Annotated in this window: 10 protein-coding genes; 5 read left to right on the forward strand and 5 right to left on the reverse strand. The window is 60.3% G+C overall.

Translation table 11 applies throughout. The features are described 5' to 3' along the window. Window positions 1-23 precede the first annotated feature (23 nt). Window positions 24-2981 carry an autotransporter outer membrane beta-barrel domain-containing protein gene (locus tag AB4N44_RS16980; RefSeq protein WP_460108346.1) on the forward strand — a complete coding sequence of 986 codons (2958 nt, stop codon included), beginning with the start codon at window positions 24-26 and terminating at the stop codon, window positions 2979-2981. A gap of 199 nt (window positions 2982-3180) precedes the next feature. After that, window positions 3181-5412 carry an autotransporter outer membrane beta-barrel domain-containing protein gene (locus tag AB4N44_RS16985; protein ID WP_460108343.1) on the forward strand — a complete coding sequence of 744 codons (2232 nt, stop codon included), beginning with the start codon at window positions 3181-3183 and terminating at the stop codon, window positions 5410-5412. 179 nt (window positions 5413-5591) lie between these two features. Here the strand turns inward: AB4N44_RS16985 and oadA are convergent, their stop codons facing one another. Next, window positions 5592-7400: a sodium-extruding oxaloacetate decarboxylase subunit alpha gene (oadA, locus tag AB4N44_RS16990; RefSeq protein ID WP_077575109.1), complete on the reverse strand. Its 1809-nt coding sequence runs from the start codon at window positions 7398-7400 to the stop codon at window positions 5592-5594. Window positions 7401-7501: 101 nt separating this feature from the next. After that, window positions 7502-8917, reverse strand: coding sequence for an acetyl-CoA carboxylase biotin carboxylase subunit (locus tag AB4N44_RS16995; RefSeq protein WP_025112637.1), 1416 nt, complete (start codon window positions 8915-8917; stop codon window positions 7502-7504). Between the two features lie 190 nt (window positions 8918-9107). Between AB4N44_RS16995 and AB4N44_RS17000 the strand changes: the two genes are divergently transcribed. Then, window positions 9108-10070, forward strand: coding sequence for a LysR family transcriptional regulator (locus tag AB4N44_RS17000; RefSeq protein ID WP_016984010.1), 963 nt, complete (start codon window positions 9108-9110; stop codon window positions 10068-10070). Here the strand turns inward: AB4N44_RS17000 and AB4N44_RS17005 are convergent. The 3 genes from AB4N44_RS17005 to AB4N44_RS17015 form a co-directional block, all read right to left on the reverse strand. Next, a complete protein-coding gene (locus tag AB4N44_RS17005) occupies window positions 10012-10215 on the reverse strand; it encodes a PA3496 family putative envelope integrity protein (RefSeq protein ID WP_008078845.1) in 204 nt (67 codons plus the stop codon). The two genes, AB4N44_RS17000 and AB4N44_RS17005, sit on opposite strands and share 59 nt — an antisense overlap. Before the next feature lie 239 nt (window positions 10216-10454). Further along, entirely contained in the window at window positions 10455-11321 is an 867-nt protein-coding gene (gene hexR / locus AB4N44_RS17010) for a transcriptional regulator HexR (protein ID WP_008078846.1), read from the reverse strand. A gap of 127 nt (window positions 11322-11448) precedes the next feature. Beyond that, window positions 11449-14319 (reverse strand): putative bifunctional diguanylate cyclase/phosphodiesterase, encoded by a 2871-nt coding sequence (locus tag AB4N44_RS17015; RefSeq protein ID WP_455805959.1) that lies wholly within the window; start codon window positions 14317-14319, stop codon window positions 11449-11451. 257 nt (window positions 14320-14576) lie between these two features. On the opposite strand from AB4N44_RS17015, the gene uvrD reads away from it, so the two are divergent. Further along, on the forward strand, window positions 14577-16760 hold the full coding sequence (gene uvrD / locus AB4N44_RS17020; protein WP_003229685.1) for a DNA helicase II: 2184 nt from the start codon (window positions 14577-14579) through the stop codon (window positions 16758-16760). Between the two features lie 296 nt (window positions 16761-17056). Further along, the gene (locus tag AB4N44_RS17025; protein ID WP_127930292.1) at window positions 17057-17932 is read left to right on the forward strand and encodes a Tim44 domain-containing protein; all 876 of its coding nucleotides are present in this window, start codon (window positions 17057-17059) and stop codon (window positions 17930-17932) included. The last annotated feature ends 43 nt before the right edge of the window (window positions 17933-17975 follow it).

Genomic DNA, 17975 nt, shown 5'->3' on the forward strand with positions numbered 1-17975 from the left:
TATAACAAGAAGGCCGTCCGACCATGCCGTTCCCGCCCCAGCGTCTGTCCCTTGCCATTGCCCTGTTGATCGCTGCTACATCGGCAAACGCTAAAACCGTGCAGATCGACACCGCCACCACTGCAGCGCAAACGCTGGGTGGTAGCGACACGTTGACGATTTCGGCGCCGGGCAGCATCACCAGCAGCGGCAAGGCCGTGAGCCTGAAAGACAAGACCAGCGGTGCGGGTGTGGTGATCGATAACGCCGGCAAAATCGTTTCCACCGGCGGCCGGGCCATCGACAGCAGCGGCGACCTGACCCAGGCGCGCAACTACACGATCAACAACCGCAGCGGCGGGCAGATTCTCGGCGCCAACGACGCTTTGCGCATCGACAGTAACTTTATCAGCGGCAGCCTGTTGATCGACAACAGCGGCATCATTCGTTCGACCACCGGCCAGGGGCTGGACCTCGATGCGCTGCGCAGTGACGCCGTGAAGACCACCATTATCAACCGCGTCGGCGGGCTGATTCGCGGCGACGCCAGTGACGGCATGAAGACCGGCGCCAACGCGAGCATTACCAACTACGGCGAGATTTCCACCGGCGATTCGCACAATGCCGACGAGAAGTTCGACGGCATTGATATCGACTCCGCCAGCGGTGTCAGTGTGACCAATTACGGAGTGATTTCCGCTGGCCGTCATGGCATCACCACCGACCTCGGCGCGACACTGGTCAACTACGGGCAGATCACCGGCCGCAACGGCTCCGGCTTCGGTTCCGACGGCGATGGCACGGTGATCAACCACGGCACCATTACTGGCGCGTACTCAGGCTTGCAAGCGAACGGTGACGGCGACGGCGTGGACATCGACAAGATCGCCCACATCGAAAACTACGGGACCATTCAGGGCGTCGGTGCGGGCGGTGTCGACAAGGGCGGTTTCGCTAACGGCAGCGAAGGTATCGCGCTGGGTGGCGGTTACATTCTCAACGCCAGCAACGCTTTGATCAGCGGCGCCGACAGCGCCATTCTGGTCGACGATGGCAGCGGCGGCTCGGGGCTGGCGGCGACCACTCTGGAAAACTTCGGCACCATTCAAGGCCTCAACGGTTTCGGCGTGAAGCTCGTCGGCGAGTTCGCCGACAGCGTCATCAACGGCGGCACGATCAGTGGCAGCAACGGCCTGGCACTGGATCTGGGTGGCGGCAATGACAGCCTGGCCTTGCGCAACGGCAGTCGCTTTGTCGGCCTGGTGGATGGCGGCAGCGGTTATGACCGGGTGGTGATGGATGACGCGGCCGGTGGCAGCTTCGGCGCCAGTCGCAACTTCGAATGGCTGGAGGTCAAGCAAGGCGCCTGGACGCTGACCGGCCATGATGATTTCAGCGATGGCGGCGCAGTGCGCGACGGCGCCACACTGGTCAACCAAGGCAGCATCGCCGGCAACCTGACCGTCGACGCCGGCGGTGTGTATGCCGGTGGCGGTTCGGTGGGCAACCTCAACGTCAACGGCACGTTGCGCACCGACACCCGCCTCGGTCGCGCAACCATCGTTCGCGATTTGAACATGGCCAGCACAGCCACCCTCGCTTACGGCGTCAACGCCGATGGCAGCAGCGCACCGGTACAGGTCGGCGGCATCGCCAACCTCAATGGCGCAACGCTCGCGGTGAATCCCGGCAGCGGCACGTATCCATGGCAGAGCCATTACACCGTGCTGCAAGCGGCGCAGGTCAACGGCACCTTCGGCAAGGTCAGCAGCGACTATGCGTTCCTCACGCCCACCCTCGCCTACACACCCACCCAGGTCGATCTGACCTACACCCGCAATGACGTGGCTTTCAACGAGTTCGCCGCGACCGGCAACGGTACAAACGCCGCCAACAGCCTGGCCTCAATCGGTAAAAACAGCGCGCTGTACAACGCCTTGCTCAACACCAGCCAAAGCAGCGCTGGCGCGGCGATCGAGCAGTTGGCCGGTACGAGCAACGCCAACCTGACCAGCGCCACCCTCGGCGCCAGCAGTCAGGTCGGCAGCAGCATGCTCTCGGCCATGCAGCAAATGGGCGGCAACCCGGGACTGATGGTCGGTCTCGATCAGCGTGACACCCCCGTGCTGGCGGCCAATGGCGTGCCGTCCGAAGCACGCAATCTGAATGACCCGAACGCTCGCGGCCGGCTCTGGCTGCAAGGCATCGGCGGCTACGGCAAACTCGATGGCGAGCACGGCAATAGTGGTCTGGAGCAACGCACCAAGGGCAGCGTGCTGGGCGCCGACTGGTCACTGAACCCGGCGTGGCGTCTGGGCGTACTGGGCGGCTATTCGAAAACCGATCTGGATGCGACCGGCGTCGACGGCAACGTCGAGAGCTGGCACGCCGGTGTCTATGCGCTGCATCAAAACGGCCCGATCGCCGTGCGCCTCGGCGCGGCGTACAGCGGCCATCAAGGTGAAAGCAAACGCACCATCGCCTTCAATGGTTTCAGCGACCGCCCGAAAGGCGATTACGACGCCGACAGCCAGCAAGCCTTCGCCGAACTCGGCTATGCCATGGGCAGCGGCCGCCTCAGCGCCGAGCCGTTCGCCAGCCTCGGTTATCAGCGCTACCACCGCGACCGCTACCAGGAAAAAGGTGGCGCCGCCGCGCTGCAAGTCGACAGCCAGACCCAAGACAACTTCAGCAGCACCTTCGGCCTGCGCCTGGCGCACTTGAGCAGCCTCGACAACGGCATGAGCGTGACACCGCGCATGGCCGCTGGCTGGAAACACACATACGGCGATGTCGGCAGCTCGACACGTCAGGCATTTGTGACCGGCGGCACGGCGTTCAGTGTCGATGGCAGCTCGCTGGATCGCGACAGCCTGGTACTCGAAGCCGGGCTGGATGTGGGGATTTCCGCGCGGCATACGCTGGGTGTGGGATACAGCGGTGAGATCGGCAGCAACAGTCGCAATCACGGCTTGATCGGGCAGTGGCAGATGAGTTTTTGAGGGTTGAACAGCCGGCGGGGTCTTGATTGGTTGTAGGAAAAGGAGGCGCTGCGGCCGAGTAAAAAACCTGGTTGCGGATCTCGCGGTCATTTTCTACAAAACGATGCGATGTCGCCTGCAAGCCTGCGGGAAGCAGCCGACATCGGATTTTTCGGTGCATCAATAGAGTTTGGTCTCCCATCAACAGAGATCAAACTGAATGTCTGTTCAACACAAATTCGCACCGAAATATTTGGCTCTAGCCGTTGCGCTGGCACTTGGCGGTTTACAGCTTGCTAACGCTCAGCAGCAGCCTGACGTAGCCGAGTCACTCCCCGACATAAACGTGCCGGAGCTGCCAGAAATCGGCTCATATCAGGAGGCTCTCGAAAGTATTCAGCGTTTTATTGGCGATAAAAACACTGTTCCCATCGTGCTCGATACACCCGAAAGTACTTTCCAAGGTGCAGCAGTCAACGATTTGATCGTTCTCAATGACGGCGCCTCCGTCAGTGGGCGGTTAGATGGCGGCGAGGGGAAAAACGTATTGGTAGTGAATGCCTCTAACGGCGGCACGCTAAAAGACACCCGTAATCTCAATGGATTGCATCTCGTCCAGGGAGACTGGACGATAAGCAGCAAGGGAGACTTCAAGGAAGGCGTGTTGGTAGAGCCCAGCGGTACGCTGACAAACCTAGGCGCCATAGAGGGAGGCGCGATTAGCGCCGGCAAGCTTTTCAACAGGGGAAGTATCAAGGGCAACGTACAAGTAGAGAAAGGCGGCAGTTTTGCGGGCAAGGGTACGGTAGGAAATCTGCACGTGAATGGCCTGCTCACGGTCAATGAATTGCACGGCAGTCCGCGGGTGAAAGGCAACCTGAGCTTTTCCCCAAACGCCGAACTGGCTTATGAGGTCAGTCCTGTCGGCAGTCAGACGATCAAGGTCGATGGTGCAGCCAAGCTTGACGATGCCACCCTGAAAATTGTCGCTACTTCGGGGGAGTACCCATCAAGCCGCCAGTACAAAATCATCGAAGCTGGCAGCGTAGAAGGTAAATTCGGCACGATTGTGAACGACCTGGCCTTCATGACAGCCACACCTCAATACAACAAAAAATCCGTCGCACTGACTTACGCCCGTAACGGTGAGCCGCTTGCGAGCGTCGCCACAACTACCAACGGTCGTGCAGTTGCCGACAGCATTGTCGAACCACAAGCGCCTGCGCCATTCGCAACGCCAACGCCAACGCCATTGACGGCATCCGCACCAGTTCCAGTTCCAGTTCCAGTTCCGACGTCAGCATCGACTCTCGTTGCAGAGTCCGCCCCATCGCCAGTGCAGGACGAACCTCTGACTGCACAAGTTAACGAGACCGCCGAACAGCCCGCTCCTGCGCCACTTAAACCCACAAACGCAGCAGTCGCCGCGCTCCTGACCAGCGACAAAACCACCGCCCCCGTCGCCATCGAACAACTCGCCGCCGGCAGCAATGCCAATCTCGCCAAAGCCACGCTGAGCAGCATCACTCCGGTGAGCGCGAGCATGCTCTCGGCCATGCAGCAACTGAATAGCCGTTACGGTTCGGCCTACGGTTCCGGCAACTCACCGCGTCAGGCCGCCGGCGGCGCGGATTCCGGGCGGGTGTGGATTCAGGCGCTCGGCCATGGCGGCAAGGTTGACCGCGAGTTCGACAGCACCCTGAAACACGCAACCCAAGGTCTGGTCATGGGCGCCGACTGGCGGCTCGATGAACAATGGCACATCGGCCTGGTCGGCGGTAAATCGCAGACCAGACTCGACGCCCGGCAATACGATGGCGACCTCGACAGCTGGCATCTCGGGGTCTACGCCGTGCGTCAGGATGGACCGTTCTCACTGCGTCTCGGGGCGACCTATGCCAGTCATGATGGCGACAGCAAACGTCGTGTGGCTTTTAACGGGTTCAGTGATCGCCTCAAGGGCAATTACGACGCCAACACTCAGCAAGCCTTTGCCGAACTGGCGGTCAATGTTGGCCGGCACAACGCGACGCTCGAACCGTTCGCCAGCCTCGGTTATCAGCGCTACCAGCGCGACAGCTACAGCGAAAAAGGTGGGGATGCGGCGCTGAAAGTCTTCGGGCAAACCCGCGACAACCTCAGCAGCACCTTCGGTCTGCGTACGGCGAAAATCACTCGACTGGATAACGGCATGACGCTGACGCCGCGATTCAGTGCCGGCTGGAAGCACACCTTTGGCGAGATTGAAAACAACACCCGCCAGCAACTGGTCAAGGGTGGCAAACGCTTTGAAATTGTCGGTGCCGCGCTGGATCGAAACAGCCTGTCCTTGGATGCAGGCCTCGATCTCGGACTGTCTGCCAATCACACGGTCGGTGTTGGTCTCACCGGTGAAGTGGCCACTGACAGCCGGACTCACGGCGTGATGGGCCAATGGCGCATGGCGTTCTAACTGACACAACACTCTTTGTAGGAGCTGCCGAAGGCTGCGATCTTTTGATCTTGTTTAATGAACTGCAAACAACATCGAAAGATCGCAGCCTTCGGCAGCTCCTACAGGGTTAAAAAACGCAAAAAAAAGGGGAGCACATGCCCCCCCGAGGTTTAAAGCGTTGGATCGCGGCCGTTATCTCAGCCTTCGATCTCGATCAGGATTTCGCCCGGATTGACCCGATCACCCTTGGCCACATGAATGGCGGTGACCTTGCCGGCAATCGCGGCCTGGACTTCGGTTTCCATCTTCATCGCTTCGGTGATCAGCACCGCCTGGCCCGCCTTGACGGTGTCGCCCTCCTTGACCAGCACATCGACGATGTTGCCTGGCATGGTGGTGCTGACGTGACCCGGGGCCGACGCTTGTTTGCGCTTGCTGCTGCCACCGCCGACGAATTCGTTGAGCGGTTCGAACACCACTTCTTCCGGCATGCCGTCGATGGACAGGTAGAAGTGACGCTTGCCTTCAGCCTTGACGCCGACACCAGTGATGTCGACGCGGTAGGTTTCGCCGTGAACGTCGATGACGAACTCGGTCGGCACGCCTTCGCCGCCAGCCTTGGTCACACCGCCCGCTTCCGGAATCGGCAGCAGCACTTCCGGCGTCAGGGTGCCAGCGGCACGCTCTTCGAGGAATTTGCGGCCGATGTCCGGGAACATGGCGAAGGTCAGTACGTCTTCTTCCGACTTGGCCAATGCGCCGATGTCCGCGCGCAGCTTGGTCATTTCCGGCTTGAGCAGATCGGCCGGACGCACGTCGATGACTTCTTCACTGCCGATCGCCTGACGACGCAGCTTCTCGTTGACCACGCCCGGCGCTTTGCCGTAGCCGCCCTGCAGGTAGAGCTTCACTTCGTTGGTGATGGTCTTGTAGCGCTCGCCGGCCAAAACGTTGAAGAACGCTTGGGTGCCGACGATCTGCGAAGTCGGGGTCACCAGTGGCGGGAAGCCGAGGTCTTCACGCACACGCGGAATTTCCGCGAGTACTTCGGCCATACGGTTGAGTGCGCCCTGCTCTTTCAACTGGTTGGCGAGGTTGGAGATCATCCCGCCCGGCACCTGGTTGACTTGCACGCGGGTGTCGACGGCGGTGAATTCGCTTTCGAACTGGTGGTACTTCTTACGGACGGCGTAGAAGTACAGGCCGATCTCTTGCAGCAGCTCGAGGTTCAGGCCGGTGTCGTACTCGGTGCCCTTGAGTGCAGCGACCATCGATTCGGTACCTGGGTGGCTGGTGCCCGAAGCGAAGCTGGAGATCGCGGTGTCGATGTGATCGGCGCCGTTTTCGATCGCCTTGAGCTGGCACATGGTCGCCAGACCGGCGGTGTCGTGGGAATGAATGAACACCGGCAGCGACTGCTCGGCTTTCAACGCACGCACCAGCTCACCGGTGGCGTATGGGGTCAGCAAACCGGCCATGTCCTTGATCGCCACCGAGTCGCAACCCATGGCTTCCATCTGCTTGGCTTGTGCCACGAACGCATCGATGGTGTGCACAGGACTGGTGGTGTAAGCGATGGTGCCCTGGGCATGTTTGCCGGCAGCCTTCACCGCTTCGATGGCCACGCGCAGGTTACGCACGTCGTTCATTGCATCGAAGATGCGGAAAACGTCGATGCCATTCACCGCAGCCTTGGCGACGAAGGCTTTGACTACGTCGTCGCTGTAGTGGCGGTAGCCGAGCAGGTTCTGCCCGCGCAGGAGCATTTGCAGGCGGGTGTTAGGCAGTGCCGCGCGCAGTTGGCGCAGACGCTCCCACGGGTCTTCTTTCAGAAAGCGTACGCAGGCGTCGAACGTCGCGCCGCCCCAGCATTCCAGCGACCAGTAGCCGACTTTGTCGAGCTTGTCGCAGATTGGCAGCATGTCTTCGGTGCGCATGCGGGTGGCGAGCAGCGATTGGTGAGCGTCGCGCAGGATGGTATCGGTTACGAAGATCTTCTTAGTCATTGGTATCTCCTCATAGCGGCAAGCTCAAAGCTACCAGTTGCAAGAAAAAGCCAATCTGCTTTTACTTGCCGCTTGCAGCTAAAAGCTCGCAGCTGTTTCATTCATAGGCCTGCGTGGGCGGCGATGGCGGCGGCGATGGCCAGGGCCAGCTCTTCGGGTTTGCGCTTGATCGAGTAGTTGGTCAGTTCCGGGTGGCTTTCAACGAAGCTGGTATTGAACTGGCCGCTACGGAATTCCGGGTTGCGCAGGATTTCCTGGTAGTACGCGGCGGTGGTCTTCACGCCCTGCAGACGCATGTCGTCCAGCGCACGCAGGCCACGGTCCATCGCCTCTTCCCAAGTCAGTGCCCAGACCACCAGCTTCAGGCACATCGAGTCGTAGAACGGCGGAATGGTGTAGCCGGTGTAGATCGCTGTGTCGGTGCGCACACCCGGTCCGCCGGGGGCGTAATAACGGGTGATCTTGCCGAAGCTCGGCAGGAAGTTGTTTTTCGGATCTTCGGCGTTGATGCGGAACTGCAACGCGAAACCACGGTGCTGAATGTCTTCCTGCTTCACCGACAACGGCAGGCCGGAGGCGATGCGAATCTGTTCGCGGACGATGTCGATCCCGGTGATTTCTTCGGTGATGGTGTGCTCCACCTGCACCCGGGTGTTCATCTCCATGAAGTACACCTCGCCCTCGGCGAGCAGAAACTCCACGGTGCCGGCGTTCTCGTAACCGACAGCCTTGGCCGCACGCACCGACAGGTCGCCGATGTAGGCGCGCTGTTCCGGGGTCAGTTGCGGGCTCGGGGCGATTTCGATGAGCTTCTGGTTGCGCCGCTGGATCGAGCAGTCACGCTCGAACAGGTGCACGACATTGCCAAAGCTGTCGCCAAGGATCTGCGCTTCGATGTGCTTCGGATTGACGATGCATTTTTCCAGGAACACTTCGGCAGAACCGAACGCCTTGGTCGCTTCGGAAATCACCCGAGGGAAATTCTGTTCAAGTTCTTCGCGGCTGTTGCAGCGACGGATACCGCGACCACCACCACCGGAAGTGGCTTTGAGCATCACCGGGTAACCGATACGGTCGCCCTCGGCCAAGGCCTCTTCGATGTCGGCCACGTTGCCTTCGGTGCCCGGCGTCACCGGTACGCCCGCCTTGATCATGCTGCGGCGCGCTTCGGTCTTGTCGCCCATGCGGCGGATGACTTCTGCCGACGGGCCAATGAATTTGATCCCGCGCTCGGCGCAGATATCAGCCAGCTCGGCGTTTTCCGAGAGGAAACCGTAACCGGGATGCAGTGCATCGCAACCGGTTTCGACGGCGAGGTTCACCAGCTTGCGCGGGTTCAGGTAACCGGCCAGTGGCTCGGCACCGATGCTATGGGCCTCGTCCGCACGCTTCACATGAAGTGCATGGCGGTCGGCGTCGGAGAAAATCGCAACCGAGCGAATGCCCATTTCGGCGCAGGCTCGCACGATTCGTACGGCAATCTCACCACGGTTGGCGATCAGGATCTTTGTTATCACTTGGAGGTTCCCTTGAGCCGGTGGCACCACGACCTGCTAGACCCAGGTCGACGCGTGACCAAATGTTTCAATTTAGTCGCAGGTCCACACTAGCGCTCATGAGGGATTAACAAAAATGAATAAAAATTGGGTCAGGCATAAGTAAAGACTTATAGTTAAACGACAAGCCCGCCGCCAGAGCCATTGATAAATGCGTAAGTCCTTGATGCGTATGACATTACGTCAGTTGCAGATCTTCAACGAGGTGTGCGACTTACGCTCCTACAGCCGCGCAGCCGAGGAAATGTCTCTCACGCAACCGGCCGTCAGCCTACAGATTCGTCAGCTCGAAGAGCTGATCGGGCAGCCATTATTCGATTATGTCGGCAAAAAACTCTACATGACCGAGGCTGCCGAAGCACTCCAGCGCGCCAGTCGGGACATCTTCGGACGCCTGGAAAACCTCGATATGCAGCTGTCGGACATGCAGGGTTCACTGCAAGGTCAGCTGAAACTGGCAGTGGAATCCAGCGCCAAATACTTCGTGCCGCATCTGTTTGCCGCGTTCAAGCGCCAGCACCCGGAAGTGAATCTGCAACTGACCGTGGTCAACCGTGGCCAGGTGATCCGCAGGCTTTCGGATAACCGCGATGATCTGGTGATCATGTCGATGGTGCCGCAGGACATGGGGCTTGAGTTTTTGCCGTTCCTCAACAATCCGATTGTTGCCGTGGCGCGTCCGGATCATCCGTTGGCGCACATGGGCCCGCTGCGTTTGCAGGATCTTGAGCCTTACACGCTGCTGATCCGCGAGCCCGGCTCGGGGACGCGACTGGCCTGCGAGGAGTATTTCAAAGAGAAACGCGTGCACTTCACCCAGACCCAGGAAGTGGCCTCGGCCGAAGCGCAGCGTGAATGTGTGCAGGCGGGTTTGGGCCTGGCGCTGTTGACGCGCCACGCCCTGAACCTGGAGCTGGCGACCGGTGGGCTCGTCGAGCTGCCGGTCGAGGAATTGCCGCTGCTGCGTAGCTGGTGCCTGGTGCAAGCGAAAGCCAAACGCTTGTCACCGGTGGCGCACGCCTTCCTTGCGTTTATCCGTAGCGAGCGCGTGCAGATCAGCGCGCTGGTTGAGCGCTTCGACGGGAAGCTGCGGGTGCTGCCTGCCAGTGAGTGATCTCGGGAAAGTCGCCGATTTCGGCTTGAAGCTGACGGAGTTCGAAGCGATCTTCGATAGCGCGGCGAAATTCCATGCGACGCTGGTCTTCCTGCTGACGACGGGTTTTCGCGGCGCTGTTGCGTTCTTCGTAGGGCTGAGCCATTTCGAGTCTCCCAAGGCGATGACGGGAGTTTCACGATAGGCGGCGGGGATGACGGTTTGGCTGCGCGAGGATGACAGTGCGATGAAACTTGCGAAGGGTTGTGGTGTTTTTGAGGACGCTATCGCGAGCAGGCTCGCTCCCACATTTGATCTCGGTATGACACAGAATTTGTGTACCTCGGAGATCCCCTGTGGGAGCGAGCCTGCTCGCGAATGAGGTTGGAACGAACTTAGATGGCTTCAGTCATCCAGCGCTTTGGCGGCTTTCGGCGACAAGCGCAAGCTACGCAGACTGCGCTTCACGCTCTTGAGGTGATTGACCAGGCTCGGCCCGCGCGCCATGGCCACGCCCATCGCCAACACATCGATTACCACCAGGTGCGCAATGCGCGAAGTCAGCGGCGTATAGATTTCCGTGTCTTCGTGCACATCGATCGCCAGATTGACCGTCGACAATTCGGCTAGGGGCGTCTGACTCGGGCACAAGGTAATCAGCGAAGCGCCGCTCTCGCGCACCAGATTGGCAGTGATCAGCAGATCCTTGGAACGCCCGGACTGGGAAATACAGATCGCCACATCGGTCGGTTTCAGGGTCACCGCCGACATCGCCTGCATGTGCGGATCGGAATACGCCGCCGCGGTCAGCAGCAAACGGAAGAACTTGTGCTGCGCATCCGCCGCCACTGCACCCGAGGCGCCGAAGCCATAGAACTCGACCCGCTGCGCCTGCGACATCAACGTCACCGCGCGCTGCAGCTCAATCGGATCGAGTTTCTCGCGAACCTCCATCAAGGTGTGCAACGTGGTGTCGAAAATCTTCAGGCTGTAATCGGCGACCGAGTCGTCTTCATGGATCGCAAACTGGCCGAAGCTGGCACCGGCCGCGAGGCTTTGCGCTAACTTCAGTTTGAGATCCTGAAAACCGGAGCAGCCGATGGCGCGACAGAAGCGCACGATGGTCGGCTCGCTGATGCCGACGCTGTGGGCCAGGTCGGCCATGGAACTGTGCATCACCGCCGCAGGGTCAAGCAGCACGTGGTCGGCGACCTTGAGCTCCGACTTGCGTAACAGGTGACGTGACTGGGCGATGTGTTGCAGCAGATTCAAGGGGCTAGACTCTTCTTATGGGCAAGGATGTAGCATGCTTGTAGTTATACTACATGAATTGGCTTTTTGCCTGCTCAATGCGTAACTCCATGTCCCCATATCAGGCGCGATGAGGTGCATGTAGCCCTTAAAGCGGTTTTTCCTGATCGCGCAAAAGCCCGGCCAGACTGTCAGCCTCCACGGGCCGGCTGATCAGATAACCCTGAACTTCATCACAACGCTCGGCGCGTAAAAATTCCAGCTGCTCTTGCCGCTCGACGCCTTCGGCGACCACCTTCAGCGACAAGCCATGCGCCATGGCAATGATTGCGCGGGTGATCGCCGCGTCTTCACTGCCCTCACCCAACCCGCGAATGAAGGCCTGATCGATCTTCACGTAATCCACCGGAATGCGCTTGAGGTAACTCAGCGACGAATAGCCGGTGCCGAAGTCATCGATGGCCAGTTTCACCCCCAGATCACGCAACTGCTGGAAGGTCGCGATGATATGTTCGACGCTATCGAGCAACTGGCTTTCGGTCAGCTCCAGCTCGAGGTAGTGCGGCGCCAGCCCGGTTTCCTCGAGCACCTGGCGCACCAGACTGACCAGCTTGCCCTGCCGCAATTGATGCACCGACAGGTTCACCGAAACACGGATCGGCGCAAGGCCCTGACGCTGCCATTCGCAGGCCTGCCAGCACGCCTGACGCAGGACGAATTCGCCGATCGGGCCGATCAGACCGGTCTCCTCGGCCAGCCCGATGAAGTCCCCCGGCGGTACTCGGCCCATGGTCGGATGATCCCAGCGCACCAGCGCTTCCGCCGCATTCAAGCGCCCTGTTTCCAGACACAGTTTGGGCTGATAGAACACTTTCAGTTGCTTGTCTTCAATGGCCTTGCGCAGCTGGTTTTCCAGTTGCAAGCGCTCAAGGGTGCTGGCCTGAAGGCTGTCGGTGTAAAACTGGAAGTTGTTGCCGCCCAAGTGCTTGGCGTGTTGCATGGCCATGTTCGATTGACTGACCAACGCAGAAATCTCCCGGGCATTGTCCGGCAGCATGCTGATGCCCATCGAGGCGCTGACCACCAGTTCATGCCCTTCGACCGTCAGAGGCAGGCGCAATTTGCTCGACAGGCGCGTGGCGACCCGGGCCAGACTCGACAGGTTGCCATAGGCATCGAACAGCACTGCAAACTCATCACCGGACAAGCGGGCGATGGTGTCGGCTTCTGGCAAGGCGTTGACCAAGCGGCGCGCCATTTTCTGCAGTAACTGGTCGGCAATCTCATGGCCAAGACTGTCGTTAAGCAATTTGAAACGATCAAGATTGATGTGCAGCAGCGCCAGACTGCGCCGGCCCTGACGGGAGCGCTGATGCGCTTCATGCAGGCGTTCGCGGAACAGTGAGCGGTTGGCCAACCCAGTCAGTTCGTCGTAATGGGTCAGGTAACGCATGCGCTCTTCGGATTCGCGTCGCGCTGAAAGATCGGCGAAGAAGCCGACGATATGGCTGACATTTCCCCGACCATCGCGCACCGCATTCAGTTGCAGCCACTGCGGGTACAACTCGCCGTTCTTGCGCGTCTCCACCAGTTCGCCCTGCCAACTGCCATGCTGCTCGAGTGCATGACGGATCGCCACGTAATGGCGGCGGGCGTCGCGGCTGCATGGCAGCTCGACGACGTTGCGCCCGAGCATGTCCTCGATGTCGTAACCGGTGACCCGGCTGAACGCCTGATTGATCGCAATCAGCGCGTAGTTCGGATCGAGAATGACGATGCCCTCACTGGCCGCCTCAAACACCGTCGCTGCCAGGCGTTGCTGCTCTTCGAGGCTTTTACTGGCACTGATGTCGCGGCGGGTGCCGACCATGCGGATGACTCGGCCGCTGTCGCTGCGCTCGACCGCGCGGCCACGGTCCTCAATCCACACCCAATGGCCATCGCTGTGACGCACGCGGTATTCGATCTGGTAGTCCTCGGTGCGCCCCTTCAAATGCTCGATCAACGCGTATTTCAACGTCGGCACATCGTCGGGATGCAGACGCGGCTTGAGGTCGCGCAGGAGCGCCGTGACGTATTCCGGAGCGAGGCCGAACAGTTCCTGAATCTGCGTGTGGTGGACTTCGTCGGTTTGCAGGTTCCAGTCCCACAGACCCAACTCACTGGCTTTCAGCGCCAGTGCCAGCCGTGCCTCGCTTTTGCTCAAGGCCTGATTGGCCGCGTCCAGCTCGCGGCTGCGCTGGGCGACGCGGTTTTCGAGTTCTACCTGGGCTTCGCGCAATTTGCCCTCGGCGCAGCGGCGCTGATCGATTTCCCTGGCCAGTTCCTGATTGAGCTGCTCGCTGCGCGATTGCGTCTGTTGCAGGTGTTCGATCAAGTGCTGATTCTGAAAGCGCCGCAGCAAGCCGCGATCGATCAGGCGATTGACCTGCCACGCGACCACACTCAGCGAGCCAAGCAGAATCAGCCCGAGCCAGCCCCAGCCACGCGCCTGCTCGTCGCCGCCCCAGAACAGATAGCCGATCGCCGGCAACAGACAGGGCAAGGTAAACGACAGGAACGCCGGCAGGCTCACCGCGTAGGCAACGCTGGCCGACAGAGTCGCGGCGCCGATCAGGCCGAACACCCAGGCTTGTTGCATGAAATTATCGGCGGGCACCAGCGCAATTCCGGCGCCGGCCAGAGTCAGGCCGGTCATGGTCGAACCCAGCAGAAACATCCGCCGCCAGATCGGTTGTGCCTGCCGGTCAGGGATTGCCGAGTCGAATGCTGCGACCTGAATCACCCGCAACGCCACCAGCGACAGCAACCACACCAGCCAGACGCTGACCACAAAGTAGCGCTGCGGGCTCCAGAGCAAAGCGGCGCAGACCAGACCATTGATCAACATGAACAGGGTGGGCAATAACGAGCCCTGATACAGCAGGCGCGTGCGCTCGACCGCCATTTCGACGGCATAGTGCTTGCGGATAACCCGGGGTTCCACGGAGGGGCCCGACAGTTCGGCGCTGAGGGTCATGGGCAACGTTCTTGTTCTTATAAGGAGGGCGTGCGCCCGAAACGTGGACGGAGCATACACAAGCCGATCCCGTTGCCAAACTGCCCCAGATCATAATTTCAGTGAAACTTTTCCGTCCTTTGCCACCGGCCAAACCCTTGGAGCGCGGCGGGCCGATGCCTGTAGGCAGTGACCGACCGGTCGTCATCGACAGGAGTTTCATCGGCTAATGCAAAGCTCGGTTTGCCCGGGCCTGCGGCGCGCCCTAGAATGCCCCGATGCGCGATGATCTCTCCCTTCTGCTGAATTCCCTCAACGATGCCCAACGCCAGGCCGTAGCAGCCCCCGTTGGCCGTCAGTTGGTCCTGGCCGGCGCCGGTTCCGGTAAAACCCGAGTGCTGGTGCACCGTATCGCCTGGTTGATCCAGGTCGAAAACGCCTCGCCCCACTCCATCCTGTCGGTGACCTTCACCAACAAGGCCGCTGCCGAGATGCGTCATCGCATCGAGCAGTTGCTGGGGATCAACCCGGCCGGCATGTGGGTCGGCACCTTCCACGGCCTCGCGCACCGCTTGCTGCGGGCGCACTGGCAGGAAGCGGGCCTGAGCCAGACCTTCCAGATTCTCGACAGCGACGACCAGCAACGGCTGGTCAAGCGGGTGATCCGCGAGCTGGGTCTGGACGAACAACGCTGGCCGGCCCGTCAGGCACAGTGGTTCATCAACGGCCAGAAAGACGAAGGTCTGCGTCCGCAACACATTCAGGCCAGCGGCGATCTGTATCTGGCGACCATGCGCGGCATTTACGAAGCCTACGAGGCGGCGTGCCAGCGTGCCGGCGTCATCGACTTCTCCGAACTGCTGCTGCGCGCACTCGACTTGTGGCGCGATCATCCGGGCCTGTTGGCGCACTACCAGAAGCGCTTCCGCCACATTCTGGTGGACGAGTTCCAGGATACCAACGCCGTGCAGTACGCCTGGTTGCGCCTGCTCGGCAAGGGCGGCGACAGCCTGATGGTGGTCGGCGACGACGACCAGTCGATTTACGGCTGGCGCGGCGCGAAGATCGAGAACATTCATCAGTACTCCTCTGACTTCCCGGATTCGGTGACCATTCGTCTGGAGCAGAACTACCGCTCCACCGCCGGTATCCTCAAGGCTGCCAACGCCTTGATCGCCAATAACACCGGTCGTCTCGGCAAAGAGCTGTGGACCGACGGCGGTGATGGCGAAGCGATCAATCTGTACGCCGCGTTCAACGAACACGACGAAGCGCGCTACGTTGTCGAAACCATCGAAAGCGCGCTGAAAACCGGCCTGGCGCGCAGCGATATCGCGATTTTGTACCGCTCCAACGCCCAATCACGCGTTCTGGAAGAAGCTTTGCTGCGCGAACGTATTCCTTACCGCATCTACGGCGGCCAGCGCTTCTTCGAACGTGCGGAAATCAAGAACGCCATGGCTTACCTGCGGTTGCTCGAAGGCCGCGGCAACGATGCAGCGCTGGAACGGGTGATCAACGTGCCCGCCCGTGGCATCGGCGAAAAGACCGTCGAAGCCATCCGTGATCACGCGCGCCACAGCGATGTGTCGATGTGGGAAGCGATGCGCCAACTGGTCGCCAACAAAGGCCTGACCGGTCGTGCGGCCGGTGCCCTGGGTGCGTTTATCGAACTGATCGAAAACCTCGCCGCCAAGTGCATGGAAATGCCGCTGCACCTGATGACGCAAACCGTCATCGAGCAATCCGGCCTGATTGCTTATCACGAAGCGGAAAAAGGCGAGAAAGGCCAGGCCCGGGTAGAAAACCTTGAGGAACTGGTCAGCGCCGCGCGCAACTTCGAGAACACTGAAGAAGACGAAGAACTGACGCCACTGGCGGCGTTCCTCGGCCATGCTTCGCTGGAGGCCGGCGACACCCAGGCCGACGAGCATGAAGACAGCATTCAGCTGATGACCCTGCACAGCGCCAAAGGCCTGGAATTCCCTTACGTGTTCCTCGTGGGCATGGAAGAAGGCCTGTTCCCCCACAAGATGAGCCTGGAAGAACCAGGACGTCTTGAGGAAGAACGCCGCCTGGCCTACGTCGGCATTACCCGGGCGATGCAGAATCTGGTAATGACCTATGCGGAAACCCGACGTCTGTACGGCAGCGAAACCTACAACAAGGTCTCGCGTTTCGTACGTGAAGTGCCGAAAGGCCTGATTCAGGAAGTGCGCTTGTCGAACAGCGTCAGCCGTCCGTTCGGCGGCAATCAGTCGATGAGCGGCAGCAATCTGTTCAGCGGCAGCGAGATTCCGGAAACGGGTTTCAGCCTCGGTCAGGCGGTACGCCATTCGATCTTTGGCGACGGTGTGATCCTCAACTTTGAGGGCGCCGGTGCGCAGGCGCGGGTGCAGGTGAACTTCAGCGAAGGCAGCAAGTGGCTGATGCTCGGCTACGCCAAGCTGGAAGCGATCTGACGCCGGTTTTGCTTTTCTGTGAGAGCGAGCCTGCTCGCGAATGAAGTCATCGCGGTTGATCTGATAGACCGCGATGGGGCTTTCTCAAGCTGGCTCGCTCCCACAGGGTTCGGGGTTCTGACCAACAATCCCGCTGAACCTATCTCCTTTTCCTACAGACAAAAGTACATAGGCTGATTGCCTCGCGAAGCTGAACGCGACCTGTCAGGCAAAAGCCCGAAACACTCTCTCGCTAGCCAGTAACACTTCAGCTGTGCAACATGGCGCGCGTGTCTCCACAAACGGGAATTCCCTTTATGAAACGTTTTCTTAGCATCGCCATGGCGTTGTGCATCGGCCTGACGATGAGCCTCGACGCCAACGCCAAGCGCTTTGGTGGTGGCAAAAGCGCCGGCGCTGCGCCGACGCACCAGACCAGCCAGATGGCTCCTTCTTCTCCAGGTGTCGGCGGCGCTGCTGCGACCGCTGGTGCTGCCGGTGCCGCAGGCGCTGCCGCCAAGGCCGGTGGTGCTTCGAAATGGCTCGGCCCTCTGGCCGGTATCGCCGCTGGTGGCCTGCTCGCTTCCATGTTCATGGGCGGCGGCTTCCAGGGCATGCAGATCTTCGACATCCTGATCATGGCTGTGATCGCATTCGTGATCTTCCGCTTCATTGCCGCACGTCGACGCAAGCAGCAGGAGCAATTCGCTCCGGCCGGCGCGCCGATGCAGCGTGAAGCGTTCGAGCAGAAGCCTGCTGCCATGGGTTCGATTTTCGGCGGTTCGGCTGCGCCTGCTGCCGCTCGTCCGGTGATCAACGCGCCAGCCTGGTTCAACGAGCAGAACTTCCTTGAAGCTGCACGCAGCCATTTCCAGTCGCTGCAGCAGCACTGGGACGCCAACGAAATGGACAAGATCGCCGAGTTCGTGACCCCGCAAATGCTCGAGTTCCTCAAGCGTGAGCGTGCGGATCTGGGCGATGCGTTCCAGTCGACCTACATCGACAACCTCCAGGTACAACTGGATGGCGTGGATGACCGTGCCGACAAGACCATCGCCACCCTGACCTTCAGCGGTGTGTCGAAGTCTTCGCGCTTCGATCAGGGCGAAGTGTTCAGCGAAAGCTGGAACATGGAACGTCCGCAGGGCGAGAACCAGCCTTGGCTGGTTGCCGGTATCCGCCAGAACGGCTGATCCCTCACTACGCTTAACTTGCGGTAATAAAAACCCCAGCCTC

It is taken from the genome of Pseudomonas sp. S3_C06, from assembly GCF_054667675.1.